Consider the following 16,483-nt stretch of genomic DNA (forward strand, 5'->3'; position numbering starts at 1 on the left):
GCGCCGCCAACTCTTATCGTTTCGCGCGGCGCGCCAATTAACAAACATTTTTTGAAATTGATAGTTAAAAAAGGATATTTATCAATTTCAGCTTGAATCATAAAGTCCGTACTCATGCAACCGCCGCAAGGCAAGGAAACCGAACATGAGCACGAACCAGCCCACCATACCGACGGCACGCGCGCCGCGGATTCCGCGCCGCCACTTCCTGGGCAGCGCAGCCGTACTTACCGCTGCGCTGCCGCTGGCCGCGGCTACAGCCGGCGGCGCCACCGTGCACCCCGGCCAAGCGCGCCCGCAGGCTCGCGCCGGCCGCACCCGGTTCTGGCCGGATGGCGCGCAACTCGTCATCTCCGTCTCAATGCAGTTCGAGGCCGGCGCCCAGCCCGAGCGCGGCGCCAGCGGCCCCTTCCCTCCGCTCGACCCCAAGTACCCGGACTACCCGCTGCAGTCCTGGTACACCTACGGCGTGCGCGAAGGCATTCCGCGCCTGCTGGACCTGTGGGACCGCACCGGTATCAAGGTGACCTCGCATATGGTGGGTCAGGCAGTCGAGCGGCATCCCGAACTGGCGCGCGAAATCGTCGCGCGCGGGCATGAAGCCTCGGGCCATGGCCAGACCTGGGAGCCGCAATACAGCATGAGTGCCGAAACGGAACGCGCCAGTTACGTGCAGAGCATCGACACCATCCAGCGCGCCACCGGCACGCGGCCCCTCGGCTTCAACGCCTTCTGGATGCGCGGCTCGCCCGATACGCTGCCGATCCTGCAGTCGCTCGGCTTCCTCTATCACATCGACGACCTCAGCCGCGACGAGCCATCCGTGCTGCAGGTAGGCGGCAAGCCGTTCGCCGTGGTGCCCTACACCGTGCGCAACAACGACATCGTGCGCTTCGACTCGCCATCGACCACGGCCGAAGACATGCTCGGCGAACTGAAGGCGGAGTTCGATGTGCTCTACGCGGAAGGCGCCCGCCGCCGCCGCATGATGTCCATCAGCACGCACGACCGCATCTCAGGTTCCCCGGCACGCGTGCGGGCGCTCGAAGCATTTATCCGCTACGCCCAGGGCCATGCCGGCGTGACCTTCATGCGCAAGGACGACATCGCCCGCTTCGCGCTCGGCGCGAGCGGCATGCCGGCGGCATAAGCCAGAGCAAGACCACGAACATACAGAACGAGTTACAAGCCGACATGAACACCGCAAACTTCACGCCAGTACGCGCATTCGTAGCCGCCCTCGGCATCGCCCTGTTGCCGCTATCGCAAAGCGCCGCCGCTGCCGGCGACGAACTGGTCCACCCGCGGCACGTGGCCCAGGGCGCCGACCAGCCATCCGCGGCAGCCGCGCTTCTCGCCGCCCGCCGCTACGCCACCTTCTGGCACACCGGCGACGAACGCTATGCCACGCTCGCGCTCGCCCCGGACTTCACCGACCGCACGCTGCCGCCCGGCCGCGAGCAAGGCCTGCGCGGCCCGTTGCAGGCCTCCAGGGGATTCCGGGCCGCGGTACCGGATCTCAGCGCGGAAATGGAAGACGTGGTCATCGCCGGCGACCGGGTCGCGGTGCACCTGCGCTTTCGCGGCCACTTCACCGGGCAGTTCGGCGACAGCAAGGGCCAGGGCGAGCCGATCGACTTCCAGGCCTTCGACCTGTACCGGGTGGCAAACGGCAAGATCGTGGAGAACTGGCATCTGGAGGACAACCTGGGCCTGCTCAGGCAGATGGGGGTGAGCAAGTAGGTGTTGGGCCACAACATGCGCGGTGCGTGGCGGTACTACTTCGCCACGGCCACCCGCCAAACCACATTGCCGACATCGTCGGCAACCAGCAGCGCCCCGCGCTTGTCGATGGCTACGCCTACCGGCCGCCCTTGCGCGTCGCCGTCCTTGTCGAGAAAGCCCGTCAGCACATCCACAGGCGCACCTGCCGGCCTGCCATTGGCAAACGGCACGAAGATCACCTTGTAGCCGCTGTGCGGCTTGCGGTTCCACGAGCCATGCTGGCTGACGAACATGCCGTCCTTGAACGCAGCCGTGAGCGAGTTGCCTTGCGACGAGGCGAGGCCAAGCGAAGCGGTGTGCGGGCCGACCGCGTAATCGGGCGGGATGGCCTTGGCCACCATTTCGGGCCGCTGCGGCTTCACGCGCTCGTCCACATGCTGGCCGTAGTAGCTAAAGGGCCAGCCGTAAAAGGCCCCGTCGCTCACCGAGGTAATGTAATCAGGCACCAGATCGCTGCCGATTTCGTCGCGCTCGTTGACCGAGGTCCACAGCGCTCCGCTGGCGGGCTCCCACGCCATGCCGTTTGGATTGCGCAAGCCGCTGGCGAAGATGCGATGCGCTCCGGTCTTTGGATCGACTTCCCAGATCGCCGCGCGGCCCTCCTCCTTGTCGATACCGTTCTCGCCGATGTTGCTGTTCGAGCCGACGGTGACATACAGCTTGCCGCCGTCCTGGCTGGCGATGATGTTCTTGGTCCAGTGATGGTTGATCGGGCCAGCCGGCAGGTCCACCACTTTCACGCCGGGTGCGGTGACCTGGGTCTGTCCGGGTTGGTAGGGGAAGCGCAGCACGGCATCGGTGTCGGCCACGTAGAAATCATTGCCGACCAGCACCATGCCGAAAGGCGAATGCAGGTCCTTGAGGAAAACCGAGCGCGCATCGGCCACGCCATCGCCATCGGTGTCGCGCAACAGCGTAATGCGATCGGCGCTCGGCACCCCCGCGCCGGCGCGCTTCATGACCTGTTTCATTACCCAGCCCCTGATGCCCTTGCCATCGTCGGGCTTTGGCGGTGCGTTGGTCTCGGCAACCAGCACATCGCCATTGGGCAACACGTAGAGCCAGCGGGGATGATCCAGTTTGTCTGCGAACGCCACGGCGGACAGGCCGTCCGCTGCCAACGGCTTGGCACCATCGGCCCAGCCCTTCGCAGGCGCGATGTGCACGGTTGGCAGCATGGTCTTGTTCGGCGCCGGCAACTGCGGCGTGAAGCCGGTGCCGGCTGACACTGGCAGGGTTGCGGTTTCGCCGCACGCCGCCAGGCCGGTCACCATCAGCACGCTCAGCGACAGGATGGATAGACGCGGTACGATCATGTTCGGCTCTCCGGAAAGACACGCCTCGCCCCGGGCGGATGCGCCGCCGGAATGCGAAAGCGCGATGAACGCAAGCGGCCGACCCAGCCTGGCGCCGGTAGCCGGAGGACGCGCTCGCCTTCACTATACGACGCACGCGGCACAACTTCTGTCGGCATGCCTGAAGCCGCGCGTAGGACAAAGGCGATGCGTGCTATGCCATCGCCTGGCGCGGGGAACCCTGCTTAGGAAAAGCTAGCGCTGGAGGCTTGCAGTTGCCAGCCTGCGAATCGCTCAATCGCAAGCGTAGCGGAACGCGTCATCCAGGTTCAGCGGCAGCACCAGCGTGCGAAGATGCGCCGCCTTCGCCGAAGCACACAGCGTTGCGCGCGTCTCCGCGTCCTTGTACTTCGAGGCGTACTCCACGTTGAACACTGCCTTGCCCTGGGCCGTGAACGGCGTGTAGGTAGTGCACTCCTTGTACTGGAAGCACTGCTCGTTCACCGCGAAATCGAACTCCGCCGCCAGTTGCCCAATCTGGTCCACATCGTTCTTCAGGCCCACGGCCAGCCCGCGCGCATGCGCCTCGGCTGCGAGAAAACGGTTGTAGTCCAGTTGCGCGGCCGCTGTCAGCGGAAAACCCGGCTTGTTGGCATAGCCGTCGACGTTGTCCGGGTCCACGCCATCGCAACCCTTCGACTTCGCCAGATCCATGCGCGCCCGCATGATCTGGCGGACGTTGGGCGAACGCGTATCCAGCCAGCGCTCGCCCGCCCAACCCGACAGGGCCTTGCCCATGTCGGCCGCCGCAAACTGCTTGAAATCCGGGCGCCAGTTTTCTGAGCTGCCGGCGGAGAAATAGCAGACTACGCGCTTGCCCTGCGCCTTCAGCGCATTGACGGTTGCTTGCGGCGTATCCACCAGATCGATATCGAAGACCTGCGCGGGGTAGTTCGTATTGACCGCACTGGTCAGTTGCAACTGCCAGGTGTCCGCGGCGGCCGGCATCCAGCGCGAAGGGGCCAGAGTTTGCGCTGAGGGAGACAAGGTAGAGCTGGAGGCGGAGGTAGGAGCCTTCACCGCTGACACGGAAATGGCGGAGGCGTCCGGCTCCGCCGACGCGCCATCACCTCCGCAAGCCGCCAGACAGGTAATCGAGACCAGCCATGCCATACGTGCAAGTTTCCGGATCACGGAGGCTTTCCTTTTTGGGTTGCTTTGGTTGGCTGATGGAATGGGGAGGTGCGGAGGCACCCTGCCAGATTGTCTGGCAGGGGTGGAGGGATCTCGAATGGTTTCCCGAACGCTACGGTAGGCGGGTTGAATGACGGGCGCAAGACGGGGATCTGCAATCGTTGTATCGCGATCCGGCGCCCGGAGCTCAGGGCAGGTTGCTTTCGAATCGGTCCGATTCACCACACATTCACAGTTCGACTACGATCGTCGCTGGATCCGGCAATGGCATATCTCGACATGGGAAGGGCTGGCCAGGCGTGCCGACTGCAGAGCCCGCTGTACGGGGGAGCGCCAGATCTTCAGCCCGCTCAAAAACAAAACGGGCTACGCAAATCGCGTAGCCCGTTTTGGAATTCTGGTGCCGGCTGCAGGACTCGAACCCGCCACCTGATGATTACAAATCAACTGCTCTACCTGATGAGCTAAGCCGGCATGTTTGGTGCAGACCGCGATTCTACTGCATGCGGCGCAAATTGACGATGGGTTCCTGCGCTTACTTCACCACCTTCAACGAGGGCTTCTTGGCACCGATGCGGGATACGGGCGGCGGCGTGGGTTCGTCGTCACCATCGTGGTCGTCGCCGGCATCGACTGTGACCGGAGCTTCGCTTTCGACCGACGACAGCTTGGGCGGCGGGTTGTTCTCGCGCTCCGTGCCGGCCTGGGTTTCGGGGACGCTGCGTTCCACGGGGAAGGCCATGCCCTGCCCGTTCTCGCGGGCGTAGATGGCGAGGACGTTTTCGACGGGCACGTCGATCTTGCGCGAGATGCCGCCAAAGCGGGCGCTGAAGCCGATCCACTCGTTGCCCATGTCCAGGCCGCTGGTGGCGTCGAAGCTGACGTTGAGCACGATTTCGTTGTTCTTGACGAACTCGCGCGGCACGCTGGTGTTGGCGTCGACGAAGACGGCGATATACGGCGTGAAGCCGTTGTCCGTGCACCACTCGTAAATGGCACGGATCAGGTAGGGCTTGGTGGAGGTTTCAGGCATTGTGCTTCCAGTGGCGCAGTCCGGTGGCCCGAAGCGCTTGGCTTCGGGCCGGGCCGGTTTAGCGGCGCATCACCTTTTCGGACGGGGTGAGCGCTTCGATGTAGGCCGGGCGGCTGAAAATGCGCTCGGCGTACTTGAGCAGCGGTGCGGCGTTCTTCGACAGTTCGATGCCGTAATGGTCCAGGCGCCACAGCAGCGGAGCGATGGCGACGTCGAGCATCGAGAACTCTTCGCCGAGCATGTACTTGTTCTTGACGAAGATCGGCGCGAGCTGGGTCAGGCGGTCGCGGATGGCGGCCCGGGCGCGCTCGTGGTTCTTCTCGGCGGCCTTGCCCTTTTCGTTTTCGAGCGCGTAGACGTGCGTGAACAGTTCCTTTTCGAAGTTGAACAGGAACAGGCGCGCACGGGCACGCTGCACCGGATCAGCCGGCATCAGCTGCGGGTGCGGGAAACGCTCGTCGATGTACTCGTTGATGATGTTCGACTCGTACAGGATCAGGTCGCGCTCGACCAGGATGGGCACCTGGCCGTAGGGGTTCATCACCGAAATGTCTTCCGGCTTGTTGAACAGGTCGACGTCACGGATCTCGAAATCCATGCCCTTTTCGAACAGGACGAGGCGGCAACGCTGGGAGAACGGGCAGGTGGTGCCCGAATACAACACCATCATGGTTGGATTCCTTTGATGCGGGGTCGATTGACTGGATCGGTATTCTGGCAGAACCGATATGTAGAAAGCAAATTAGAGATTCATGAGGCACATATAAACATGAGCCTGACAGGATAAAGCGCGCTTTGAATCACATTGCGCCCATCAAACCCGTCTCGCCATCCAAAGCAAAAAGGGCCGGGGCGGTGTTGCTTGGCGCAACGTCCGCTCCAGCCCCATTCCCATCGAACCGTCAGGCTTTCCGGGCTTTACCGCGAATTACTTGATGTCCTTCCAGTACGAGGCGTTCAGGCGCCAGGCGAAGACGGTGAACACACCCAGGAACATCAGCACCCAGACGCCCAGGCGCTTGCGCTGGTTCTGGGCCGGCTCGGCCATCCAGTCCAGGAACCCGACCAGGTCGGTCACGGCCTGGTCGTACTCGAGCGTGCTCATCTTGCCCGGCGTGACCTGCTCGAAACCGGCGAACTTGTGGACCTTCTCGCCATGCTCTTCGGCTTCGACGAACTTGGCGGTGCGCTGGCCTTGCAGTTCCCACAGCACGTGCGGCATGCCGACGCTCGGGAACACCAGGTTGTTCCAGCCCGTGGCGCGGTTGTCGTCACGGTAGAAGGTACGCAGGTAGGTGTACAGCCAGTCGTCGCCGCGGGCGCGGGCGATCACCGACAGGTCCGGCGGCTGGGCACCGAAGAAGGCCTTGGCTTCCTTCGGCTGCATGGCGATGGTCATCATGTCGCCGACCTTGTCGCCAGAGAACAGCAGGTTCTGGCGAATCTGGTCGTCGGTCAGGCCGATGTCCTTGAGGCGGTTGTACCGCATCATCGACGCGCCATGACAGTTCAGGCAGTAGTTGACGAACAGCTTGGCGCCGCGCTGCAGCGAGGAGAGATCGCTGGTCTGCACGGGCGCCGGCTCGAGGGGGTAGCCCCCTTCGCTGGCCATGGCGGGCGCGGCGGCAAAGCAGGCGCCGGCCAGCGCGAGAATCGAAAGCAGCTTTTTCATCTTGTGTCCTTGTGCTCTTGTCGGGTTTCGTCCGGGCTCAGTGCGGGTGGAACGTCACGCGTTCCGGCACTTGCTTGAACTGGCCGACACGGCTCCACAGCGGCATGGTCAGGAAGAAGGCGAAGTACAGCAGGGTACCCAGCTGCGACACCTTTTCACCCACCGGCGACGGGGGCTGTACGCCCAGGTAGCCGAGCACAACGAACACCACCACGAAAACGACGAGGATGCTCTTGTGGAAGGACGGGCGATAGCGGATCGACTTCACCGGCGAGTGGTCGAGCCACGGCAGGAAGAACAGGATCACCACCGAGCCGCCCATCACCAGCACGCCCCAGAACTTGGCGTCGATGAAGTAGAAGCCCACGGCCAGGATCACGGCAATGGCGAGCGCGCCAACCTTGATGCGGGCATCCTTGCTGCGCAGGAACACCATGCCGAGCAGCACCGCGAAGAACACCCACAGAATGGGCAGGAAGTTCGAGGTGGTGGCACGCAGCATCGAGTAGAACGGCGTGAAGTACCAGACCGGCGCGATGTGCGGCGGGGTCTTGAGCGGATCGGCCGGGAAGAAGTTGTTCGACTCCAGGAAGTAGCCGCCCACCTCCGGGAAGAAGAAGATCACCGCGGAGAAGATCATCAGGAAGCCGCCCACACCCATCAGGTCATGCACCGAGTAGTATGGGTGGAAGGGGATGCCGTCCAGCGGGATTCCGTTCTCGTCCTTCTTGGCCTTGATCTCGACGCCGTCCGGGTTGTTCGAGCCCACTTCGTGCAGCGCGATGATGTGCGCGACCACCAGGCCCAGCAGCACCAGCGGCACGGCGATGACGTGGAAGGAGAAGAAGCGGTTCAGCGTGGCGTCGCTCACGACGTAGTCGCCGCGGATGAACAGGGACAGGTCCTGGCCGATCACGGGGATGGCGGAGAACAGGTTCACGATCACCTGGGCGCCCCAGTACGACATCTGGCCCCAGGGCAGCAGGTAGCCCATGAAGGCCTCTGCCATCAGGCACAGGAAGATCAGGCAGCCGAAGACCCAGACCAGCTCACGCGGCTTGCGGTAGGAACCGTACAGCAGGCCACGGAACATATGCAGGTACACCACCACGAAGAAGGCCGAGGCGCCGGTGGAGTGCATGTAGCGCACCAGCCAGCCCCAGGGCACTTCGCGCATGATGTATTCCACGCTGGCGTAGGCCACGGGAATGCCGGCGGCGTTGAGCGTGCCGTCCGGCTTGTAGTTCATCACCAGGAAGATGCCGGTCACGATCTGGATCACCAGCACCAGCAGGGCCAGCGAGCCAAAGAAGTACCAGAAGTTGAAGTTCTTCGGTGCGTAGTACTTGGAAAGGTGATCTTCCCAGAGTTGGGTTGCGGGGAAGCGCGCGTCGATCCAGCCAAGCAAGCCGGTCGTCTTTACTTGTTTTTCGGCCGCCATGGTCAAGCGTCTCCTTTTTCATCCTTGCCGATCACGATCTTGGTGTCGGACAGGAACTGGTATGGGGGTACGTCGAGGTTTTGCGGGGCCGGCTTGTTCTTGAACACGCGGCCAGCCAGGTCGAAGGTCGAGCCGTGGCAGGGACAGAGGAATCCGGGGTCGGAGCCGAGTTGCGGGTTGGAACCGGCGCCGAAGGGACCTGAGGGGGAGCAACCAAGGTGGGAGCAGATGCCTACCACGACCAGCAGGTCCTTGTGGTCTGCGCGCGAACGGGTTTCGTTCTTGCAGTATTCCGGCGTCTGCATGGTGAAGGGGACATCCGAGTTGGGGTCGGCCACCTCGGAATCCGTCTTCTTCAGCGACGAGAGCATTTCCTCGGTGCGCTTCAGGATCCAGACCGGTTTGCCGCGCCATTCAACGGTCATCATCTCGCCCGGCTTGAGCGCGCTGATATCGGCTTCTACCGGTGCTCCGGCGGCCTTTGCCTTCTCTGACGGCGCAAACGTACTGACGAACGGAACAGCTACCGCCACGCCTCCGATGCCGCCAGCGACAGACGTCGCAATCAACCAATTGCGGCGACCCTTATCCACGTTCTTCACGTTTTGCTGGTCACTCATTCCAAACCCCAGGGGATGTCAAATTAGATTTTGCGTCAACCGTAAATTGTACCTTAGGCACATGTGGCATTGAAAGGCGGACAGTGGCTCACCCGCGTACGATAATCGGCCAAACATCGGCGATGTGGCTTGTACGCTTGCGTTACGGGCGGTGATACGGCAGGCTTTTATCCTGACGACCGTTCAACGAAAGCAACACTGGGAGAAAAGCATGGGGATGATGTCGGAATTCAAGACCTTCGCAATGCGTGGCAACGTGATCGACCTGGCCGTCGGTGTGATTATCGGCGCCTCTTTCGGCAAAATTGTCGAGTCGGTTGTGAATGACCTGATCATGCCGGTCGTTGGCCGGATTATCGGAAAACTGGATTTCTCCAATCTTTTCGTAGCGCTATCCGAGCCGCCAGCGGGCATCCCGCATACGCTCGACGCGCTGAAAAAAGCGGGCGTGCCGGTTTTTGCCTATGGCAACTTCCTGACCATCCTGGTCAATTTCGTGATTCTGGCCTTTATCATCTTCATGATGGTGCGGGCGATCAACAAGGTGCGTGCTGAAGAGCCCAAGCCCGAAGCACCCGCCGCCACGCCGGAAGACGTGGTGCTGCTGCGTGAGATCCGCGACAGCCTGAAGGCGCGCCAGGCTTAAGCCAACGCGCCGCGGCCCGCCCGGCCCATGGCCGGGGCCGCGTTTCAGACCGGGTTGGGAATATCGATGAAGGTGTGGCGCAGCCCGAATTGCTGCGCCAGGTGCTCGCCCAGGGACTGGATACCATAACGCTCCGTAGCGTGGTGCCCGGCCGCCAGGTAGGCAACCCCGCTCTCGCGTGCGAGGTGCGTGGTCTGCTCCGAAATCTCGCCGCTCAGGTAGGCGTCCACGCCCGCCGCCACGGCCGCGTCGAAATAGCCCTGCGCACCGCCCGTGCACCATCCCACCGTGCGAATCAGTTGCTCGGGATCGCCAATGGCCAGCGGCTCGCGCGCGAGCACGCCGCCTACGTGCGCGGCCAGCGCGGCGAGCGGCATGGGTTGTGGCAAGGTCCCGGTCCACCCGAGCTGGTCGTCGCCGAAGCGGCCGGTGGGCGTAAACCCGAGTTGCAGGCCGAGCTGGGCGTTATTGCCGAACTCGGGGTGGTTATCCAGCGGCAGGTGATAGGCGAGCAGGTTCACATCGGCGCCCAGCAGGCGTTTCAGGCGTGCGTGTTTTTGTCCGATGACACGGGCGTCTTCGTTTTTCCAGAAATAGCCGTGGTGGACCAGGATGGCATCGGCGCCGGCCTCGATGGCGGCTTCGACCAGGGCCAGGCTCGCGGTCACGCCTGTCACGATGTGCTCGATTTCCGCCCGGCCTTGCACTTGCCATCCGTTCGGGCAATAGTCCTTGTATCGGGGGACTTGAAGCAGGTCGTTCAAGTACAATTCAAGATCTTTTATTTTCATTTTCCGCCCAAACTCCAATATGTTGCGCCGCTTTTGGCTGTTCTTTGCCCAGGCTGTCACCGTCGTGCTGGCAGTGTGGTTCGTCGTGGCCACACTCAAACCCGAATGGCTGCAGCGCGGCCGGGTCGCCGTGCAATCCGGTTCGCCCATTGTCGCGCTGAAGGAGGTCGTCCCCAGCGTGGCCGGCTCTTCGGTGCCGGGCTCGTACAGCGAGGCGGCCCAGCAGGCGATGCCGGCAGTGGTGAATATCTTTACCAGCAAGAACGGCAGCAAGCACACGCCTAATCCGCAGGCAGAAGACCCCTGGTTCCGTTTCTTTTTTGGCGACCGCCTGCCGGAACGCCAGGAGCCGGTGTCCAGCCTGGGCTCGGGCGTCATCGTCAGCGCGGAAGGTTATATTCTAACCAACCACCACGTGGTGGACGGCGCCGATGAGATCGAGGTGGCGCTGACCGACGGCCGCAAGGCCAACGCCAAGGTGGTCGGCTCGGACCCGGAAACCGACCTCGCCGTGCTGAAGATCACGCTCAAGGACCTGCCGGCGATCACGCTGGGGCGCATTGAAAACGTCAAGGTAGGCGATGTGGTGCTGGCCATCGGCAATCCCTTCGGCGTCGGCCAGACCGTCACCATGGGCATCGTGTCGGCGCTGGGCCGCAGCCACCTGGGCATCAACACCTTCGAGAACTTCATCCAGACCGACGCGGCGATCAACCCCGGCAATTCGGGCGGCGCACTGGTCGATGCCCAGGGCAACCTGCTCGGCGTCAACACGGCCATCTATTCCCGCTCGGGCGGCTCGCTGGGCATTGGCTTCGCCATTCCTGTTTCCACCGCCAAGCAGGTGATGGAATCGATCATCTCGACCGGTTCGGTGACGCGCGGCTGGATTGGCGTGGAGCCGCAAGACATGACACCCGAGATCGCCGAGTCGTTCGGCCTCGACGCCAAGGAAGGCGCGCTGATCGCAGCCGTGGTCCAGGGCGGCCCAGCCGACAAGGCGGGCGTGAAGCCGGGCGATGTGCTGGTCTCGGTGGATGGGCAAGGCATTAGCGACACCACCGCCCTGCTCAACGCCATCGCCCAGCTCAAACCTGGCGCGGAGGTGAAGATGAGGGTGGTGCGTCGTGGCAAGCCGACCGAACTGACGGTGATGATCGGCAAGCGGCCGCCACCGCCGCGCCGCGCGCTGCCGCTGGACGAGGAAGAGTAAGTCAGCACAGAATCCCCGGACAGCACGCTGCTTCTCCAGACCCCGCCCTTTATGGCGGGGTTTTTGTTGCCGGGGAAGTACGGGTCGGCTTGGCGCGAGCGTACCCGGCGCTGCGCCAGGCGACCGGATTGATGGCCTGCCGGACCAGGAAGCTTGTCTGGCGATCAGCGTACCCGGGCCATAGCGGAGACATCCGCCCGCAATCGTGCGATTGGAGTTGCTGTGATTGAGGGATTGGGACGGGACTAGCGGTGGCGGCGCATGCATTGACAGCGCAAGGACCTGACTACCCGTCGCCAGCCGGCGCTCCGCGAGCTGGAGATCAACGAGCGAGACTGATTGCGCCGCCGCGGGACACGGTTAAACGATGCTGCGCCACTACGCGGAAGCACCATGTGGCGAGCGCCCCATTGCCATTGCGCACTATCGCCGAGTGCCAGCCGCCAAAAACAAAACGCCGGCATCCTTGCGGATGCCGGCGTTTAGCGTTCAAGCCAATCTAGAGCGAGCTTACGCCCGCACTAAATTAGAACTTGTGACGAACACCAACCACAGCGCCGAACTGGTTCGCACCAGCTTGGACGAACTGGGTCTGGCCCGACGCGTCGTTGAAGCCATTCACGCCCAGACGCGACTTGCTGCCGTTGTTCAGGACATACGAAGCCGTTGCGTACACGTCGGTGCGCTTCGACAGTGCGTAGTCAGCCGTCGTGACGAATTGCCACGGGTTAGCCGACGACTCACGCAGGTTCTGGTAGTAAGCAGCGCCCGACAGCGACAGAGCCGGCGTCAGCTGATAGCCCACGCCAAACCAGCCCAGGTTCGATGCGGTGTTAGCCACGGTCGGCGAACCAACCAGGTTGGCGCCGTTGTAAGCCTTGGCGTAACGGTAGCCAGCGTACAGCTTGGCCGGGCCGAAAGCGTAGGTACCAGCAACGGTAGCACGACGGGTCAGCTGAGCGCTTGCTGCGCCAGTGCCGTTCGTTTGGTCATAAGCAGCACCGACCGAGAACGGGCCAGCAGCGTAGCTTGCCAGGAAGCCATACTCGCGGCCGTTGGTGAAGTTACCAGCGACTTCGTTGCCGTTGTTGGTGAAGCTGTACAGGGCGCTAACGGTCAGGCCACCGAACGTGCCGGTGTACTTCGCAGCGTTGTCAGCACGGCTGGCGAATGCGGCTTCTTGCGAAGTGCTCGAGTAACGGGTCGAGATCGCCATCGGGTCATAGACCAGCGCGAAATCATACAGGGTGGTCTGTTGACGGCCCAGGGTCAGCGCGCCGTACTGGCTTTGCAGACCAACATAGGCGTTACGACCGAACAGACGGCCACCTTGAGCCGAAGTACCGGTGTCAACGTTGAAGCCGCTTTCCAGGACGAAGATACCCTTCAGACCGCCGCCCAGATCTTCGACGCCACGCAGGCCCCAACGCGAACCGGATTGGTTACCCGACTGCATGGCCCACAGGTTGTTACCGTTGGTGCCGAGTGCGTTCGTCGACGACTTGTTGTTGTATTCAATACCAGCGTCAACCACGCCGTACAGGGTCACGCTCGATTGGGCATACGCACCACCAGCGGCCAGGGCAGCTACAGCGGCTGCAAACAGTTTCATCTTCATATCGACACTTTCCTTGTCAACTGATTGGGAAATCTTGGCTTGCCCAAGTGCTTGGGCGACGCATTTACCTTCACGTCTGTTGCGTATTATGGGTCAGCCCCCCCGGCCGCCAGAAGGCTTTTTCGTCGTAAACCATGGATACGGACGGATTTTGTTGTGATGTCGCAACAGCATGAGGGGCAACTTTCCCCATTTTGGTGCAAAAGTCGCGTCTCCGAGCTTTCCCTTAAGCTAGCGTTCGCTACAGTTAGTCCGGCTGCGCTTCGCTGGCCGGAGCGTCCGCCGCGACAGGCCGCGCGGTGAATCGGGCCATGATCAGCCCTAGTTCATACAGCGCGACCAGGGGTACCGCCAGCAACAGTTGGGACAACACATCCGGCGGCGTCACCACGGCGGCAATCACGAAAGCGCCCACGATCACGTAGGGGCGGATCTGCTTGAGCTTTTCCAGTTCGACCACACCAAAGCGCACCAGCACGATCACCACCACCGGCACCTCGAAGGTGATGCCGAAGGCCAGGAACATGGTCATGGCGAAGCTGAGGTATTTATCGATGTCGGTCGACATCTCCGCCCCCAGCGGCGCGTTGTAGTGCGCCATGAAATGGAACACCGTGGGGAACACCAGGAAATAGGCAAACGCCACGCCGCAGATAAACAGAATGTAGCTACTGCTCACCAGCGGGACGATCAATCGCTTCTCATGCTGGTACAAGCCTGGCGCAACGAACTGCCAGACCTGGTAGAGCACCCAGGGCAGCGCAATCAGGAATGCCACCAGCAGCGTGACCTTCATGGGCACGAAGAACGAGCCAGTGACATCGGTGACGATCATCCTGCCGCCCTTGGGCAGCGATTCCATCAAGGGCCGGGCGAACAGGTTGAAGATGTTCGGCGCCCAGTAGATCAGGCCGAGGAACACCAGGATCACGCCTGACGCCGCCTTGACGATACGCGAGCGCAGCTCCACCAGGTGAGAGATGAAGGTTTCCTGCTGCGCTTCGTCTTGCGGGTCTTGGGAGTCTTGGGAACGGGAGTCGCTCATGGCGTGGACCGCTCAGCCGGACTGGCTGGCATCGAGAAATCATTGGCGATACAACGGCACGGAGCGCAAGTCGGAACGCACGACAGCGACGGCCGGCCGGGTAGCGGCGTGTGGACAGGCTCCATCCTGCTCACTCGAAGAATGAGCGGGCGGGACCTGTGGCGGGACGGTGGCGCTTGACACGCGCGGCGCCGGATTGCGCCCACACGCGTACATTGTGCTGGCGCTTGTACCACACGGGCCGCGCACCTTGCTTGACGCGCCAGCTCTTGCGGCCGTTATGGACCTTGTGCGCCGTGTCCCAGGAGGGCACATAGCCGCTGCCCTGGCTGGCCCCGTCGTGCACACTGGAATCCGTACCGGTCAGCGCATCGTTCAGGGACTGGGTGTGCTCGTGCACTTCCTTGTGGATGGTGCGCTCGACATCACGCGCGGCGTCCTCGAATTCCGTGCGCATCTTGCGCAATTCGTCGAGTTCGACCTCGCGGCTGACTTCCGCCTTCACATCATTGATATAGCGCTGCGCGCGGCCGACCAGTGCGCCGACCGTGCGTGCCACCTTCGGCAGCCGCTCGGGACCGATCACCACCAGCGCCACCGCGCCGATCAGTGCAAGCTTTGAAATGCCGAGATCGATCATGCGAGGTTCGGAAGGAAAAAGCCGCGGCCACGGCGAACGGCCGGGCTGCCGCAACGGCCGCCCGGGTTCGCGCACAAGCCATCACGCGGACGGGCGCGGCGCGGCGGGCATGGCCGGCTTGGCATTGCTGCCAGGAAGAAAGGCATCAGGCGTGCTGACAAGAGTTGACGCGCGCTCACTGCTGGCGCGACTTTTCCTTGGCTTCGACGTCGATGGTGGTGGCGTCGCGCAGTTCCTTGGAGGGCGCGGCCGGTGCGTCAACCGGATTACCGTTGGCGTCCTTCATGCCATCCTTGAAGCCTTTCACGGCACCGCCCAGGTCCTGGCCGATGTTGCGCAGCTTCTTGGTGCCAAAGACCAGCATGACGATCACCAGCACGATGAGCCAGTGCCAAATGCTAAACGAACCCATTTTCTGCTCCTGATGAAGCCGGAGGCGGCGCCATGCCGCCCCGGCTCGTTGTTCCGTCACTGAAGGCCGTGCCGGGCGACGGTTGCCGGCACGGCATCTGACCGGAGGCCACGCGGCCTTCGGTCCTGCATGGGTTGGCTGCCAGGTCTTTACGGCAGCGGCACCTTCCACTGGTCACGCGGACCGCCAAGCACGTGCAGATGGAGGTGATACACCTCCTGCCCGCCATCCGGACCGGTATTGATAACCGTCCGGAAACCGTTGCCACAGCCTGCCGCGCGCGCCAACTCCGGCACCTTCAACATCATTTTAGCAAGCACCGCGCTTTCACCGGGTCCGCAATCGGCCAGCGAATCGACATGCAACTTGGGAATGAGCAGGAAGTGTACCGGGGCTTTCGGGTGGATATCGTGGAAAGCCAGCATTTCGTCATCTTCGTAAACTTTGCGCGACGGAAGCTGACCGGCCACGATCCGGCAGAAGAGGCAATTTTGCTGTGGATTCATGAAAATTTCATTGCGCGCAGCAAATCAGGTGCATTTTTGCCGCGATGTCAGTGCAGGCAGGCCGGCCTTGCCGGCCATCCGCCTGCTTTTCAGGCATGTCCGAACCGCCTTGGCCGGACCGCCACCGGTCCGCTGGCTATCAAAAACGCTGATCCGGGTACATCGGCTTACTGTCGTTCAGGTAGAGCCAGCCCTTGACGATACGATACAACATCCATAAGGACAATACGCCCCACACGGCAAAAGCCAGGGGTATCAGGAACACCGTGACAAACAGCATGCCGCCGAGGATCGCCCACGCCACCGACCACCAGAAGGATCGGATCTGCCAGGCAAAGTGCGAGGCGTAGAGCGTGCCCTGGGTGTCGTCGCGCTTGACGTAGCCAATCACGATGGCAATCAGCGCGGTAATGCCGCCGGTCAGCCAGAAAATGGCGTACAACGCATAAAGAATGTGCGTCAGCTTGCGCAGGCTGGCGAGCCGGTCGTGGTCCGTGGTGATCACCTCTCCCATCTCGTGCTTGCTCCTGGTGGCTGCTGATGGCTGCTGGTGGCTGCTGGTGGCTGCTGGT

General features: G+C 62.6%; 18 protein-coding genes and 1 tRNA gene. 4 read left to right on the forward strand and 15 right to left on the reverse strand.

Annotation, left to right across the window (positions count from 1 at the left end; genetic code table 11):
* Positions 1-145 precede the first annotated feature (145 nt).
* Both CF70_RS24060 and CF70_RS24065 read left to right on the forward strand, forming a co-directional pair.
* Positions 146-1,150: a polysaccharide deacetylase family protein gene (locus tag CF70_RS24060; protein ID WP_035870633.1), complete on the forward strand. Its 1,005-nt coding sequence runs from the start codon at positions 146-148 to the stop codon at positions 1,148-1,150.
* A gap of 44 nt (positions 1,151-1,194) precedes the next feature.
* Positions 1,195-1,743, forward strand: coding sequence for an ester cyclase (locus tag CF70_RS24065; RefSeq protein ID WP_035870635.1), 549 nt, complete (start codon positions 1,195-1,197; stop codon positions 1,741-1,743).
* Positions 1,744-1,778: 35 nt separating this feature from the next.
* Here CF70_RS24065 and CF70_RS24070 read toward each other — a convergent pair whose 3' ends face one another.
* The 8 genes from CF70_RS24070 to petA all read right to left on the reverse strand — a co-directional run bounded on the left by CF70_RS24070 (position 1,779) and on the right by petA (position 9,040).
* Complete coding sequence (locus tag CF70_RS24070) at positions 1,779-3,101, reverse strand: PQQ-dependent sugar dehydrogenase (RefSeq protein WP_035870637.1); 1,323 nt, start codon at positions 3,099-3,101, stop codon at positions 1,779-1,781.
* Between the two features lie 273 nt (positions 3,102-3,374).
* Positions 3,375-4,244: an endo alpha-1,4 polygalactosaminidase gene (locus tag CF70_RS24075; RefSeq protein WP_414629477.1), complete on the reverse strand. Its 870-nt coding sequence runs from the start codon at positions 4,242-4,244 to the stop codon at positions 3,375-3,377.
* 428 nt (positions 4,245-4,672) lie between these two features.
* Positions 4,673-4,748 (reverse strand) — tRNA-Thr (locus CF70_RS24080).
* A gap of 61 nt (positions 4,749-4,809) precedes the next feature.
* Positions 4,810-5,307, reverse strand: a complete 498-nt coding sequence (locus CF70_RS24085; protein ID WP_035870639.1) for a ClpXP protease specificity-enhancing factor — start codon at positions 5,305-5,307, stop codon at positions 4,810-4,812.
* A 58-nt stretch (positions 5,308-5,365) separates the two neighbouring features.
* On the reverse strand, positions 5,366-5,977 hold the full coding sequence (locus CF70_RS24090; RefSeq protein WP_035870642.1) for a glutathione S-transferase N-terminal domain-containing protein: 612 nt from the start codon (positions 5,975-5,977) through the stop codon (positions 5,366-5,368).
* Positions 5,978-6,235: 258 nt separating this feature from the next.
* Positions 6,236-6,979, reverse strand: coding sequence for a cytochrome c1 (locus CF70_RS24095; RefSeq protein WP_035870644.1), 744 nt, complete (start codon positions 6,977-6,979; stop codon positions 6,236-6,238).
* A gap of 37 nt (positions 6,980-7,016) precedes the next feature.
* Complete coding sequence (locus CF70_RS24100) at positions 7,017-8,420, reverse strand: cytochrome b (RefSeq protein ID WP_035870645.1); 1,404 nt, start codon at positions 8,418-8,420, stop codon at positions 7,017-7,019.
* Between the two features lie 2 nt (positions 8,421-8,422).
* Positions 8,423-9,040: a ubiquinol-cytochrome c reductase iron-sulfur subunit gene (gene petA, locus CF70_RS24105; protein ID WP_035870647.1), complete on the reverse strand. Its 618-nt coding sequence runs from the start codon at positions 9,038-9,040 to the stop codon at positions 8,423-8,425.
* A 211-nt stretch (positions 9,041-9,251) separates the two neighbouring features.
* Here petA and mscL point away from each other — a divergent pair, with 211 nt between their 5' ends.
* Positions 9,252-9,686: a large conductance mechanosensitive channel protein MscL gene (gene mscL / locus CF70_RS24110; RefSeq protein WP_035870649.1), complete on the forward strand. Its 435-nt coding sequence runs from the start codon at positions 9,252-9,254 to the stop codon at positions 9,684-9,686.
* A 44-nt stretch (positions 9,687-9,730) separates the two neighbouring features.
* Here the strand turns inward: mscL and CF70_RS24115 are convergent, their stop codons facing one another.
* On the reverse strand, positions 9,731-10,477 hold the full coding sequence (locus CF70_RS24115) for a Nif3-like dinuclear metal center hexameric protein (RefSeq protein ID WP_035870651.1): 747 nt from the start codon (positions 10,475-10,477) through the stop codon (positions 9,731-9,733).
* Positions 10,478-10,496: 19 nt separating this feature from the next.
* Here CF70_RS24115 and CF70_RS24120 point away from each other — a divergent pair, with 19 nt between their 5' ends.
* On the forward strand, positions 10,497-11,690 hold the full coding sequence (locus CF70_RS24120; RefSeq protein WP_035870653.1) for a Do family serine endopeptidase: 1,194 nt from the start codon (positions 10,497-10,499) through the stop codon (positions 11,688-11,690).
* A 526-nt stretch (positions 11,691-12,216) separates the two neighbouring features.
* Here the strand turns inward: CF70_RS24120 and CF70_RS24125 are convergent.
* The 6 genes from CF70_RS24125 to CF70_RS24150 all read right to left on the reverse strand — a co-directional run bounded on the left by CF70_RS24125 (position 12,217) and on the right by CF70_RS24150 (position 16,425).
* Positions 12,217-13,308, reverse strand: coding sequence for a porin (locus tag CF70_RS24125; protein WP_035870655.1), 1,092 nt, complete (start codon positions 13,306-13,308; stop codon positions 12,217-12,219).
* Positions 13,309-13,555: 247 nt separating this feature from the next.
* Positions 13,556-14,353 carry a twin-arginine translocase subunit TatC gene (tatC, locus tag CF70_RS24130; RefSeq protein WP_035870657.1) on the reverse strand — a complete coding sequence of 266 codons (798 nt, stop codon included), beginning with the start codon at positions 14,351-14,353 and terminating at the stop codon, positions 13,556-13,558.
* 130 nt (positions 14,354-14,483) lie between these two features.
* Positions 14,484-14,993: a Sec-independent protein translocase protein TatB gene (gene tatB, locus CF70_RS24135; protein ID WP_035870659.1), complete on the reverse strand. Its 510-nt coding sequence runs from the start codon at positions 14,991-14,993 to the stop codon at positions 14,484-14,486.
* Positions 14,994-15,168: 175 nt separating this feature from the next.
* Positions 15,169-15,405 carry a Sec-independent protein translocase subunit TatA gene (gene tatA, locus CF70_RS24140; RefSeq protein ID WP_035870661.1) on the reverse strand — a complete coding sequence of 79 codons (237 nt, stop codon included), beginning with the start codon at positions 15,403-15,405 and terminating at the stop codon, positions 15,169-15,171.
* 149 nt (positions 15,406-15,554) lie between these two features.
* Positions 15,555-15,911, reverse strand: a complete 357-nt coding sequence (locus CF70_RS24145; protein WP_035870663.1) for a histidine triad nucleotide-binding protein — start codon at positions 15,909-15,911, stop codon at positions 15,555-15,557.
* 139 nt (positions 15,912-16,050) lie between these two features.
* Positions 16,051-16,425: a DUF4870 family protein gene (locus tag CF70_RS24150; protein ID WP_035870665.1), complete on the reverse strand. Its 375-nt coding sequence runs from the start codon at positions 16,423-16,425 to the stop codon at positions 16,051-16,053.
* Positions 16,426-16,483: the final 58 nt, after the last annotated feature.

Origin of the sequence: Cupriavidus sp. SK-3 (genome assembly GCF_000611145.1) — a bacterium.
In the GTDB taxonomy this organism is placed as follows: domain Bacteria; phylum Pseudomonadota; class Gammaproteobacteria; order Burkholderiales; family Burkholderiaceae; genus Cupriavidus.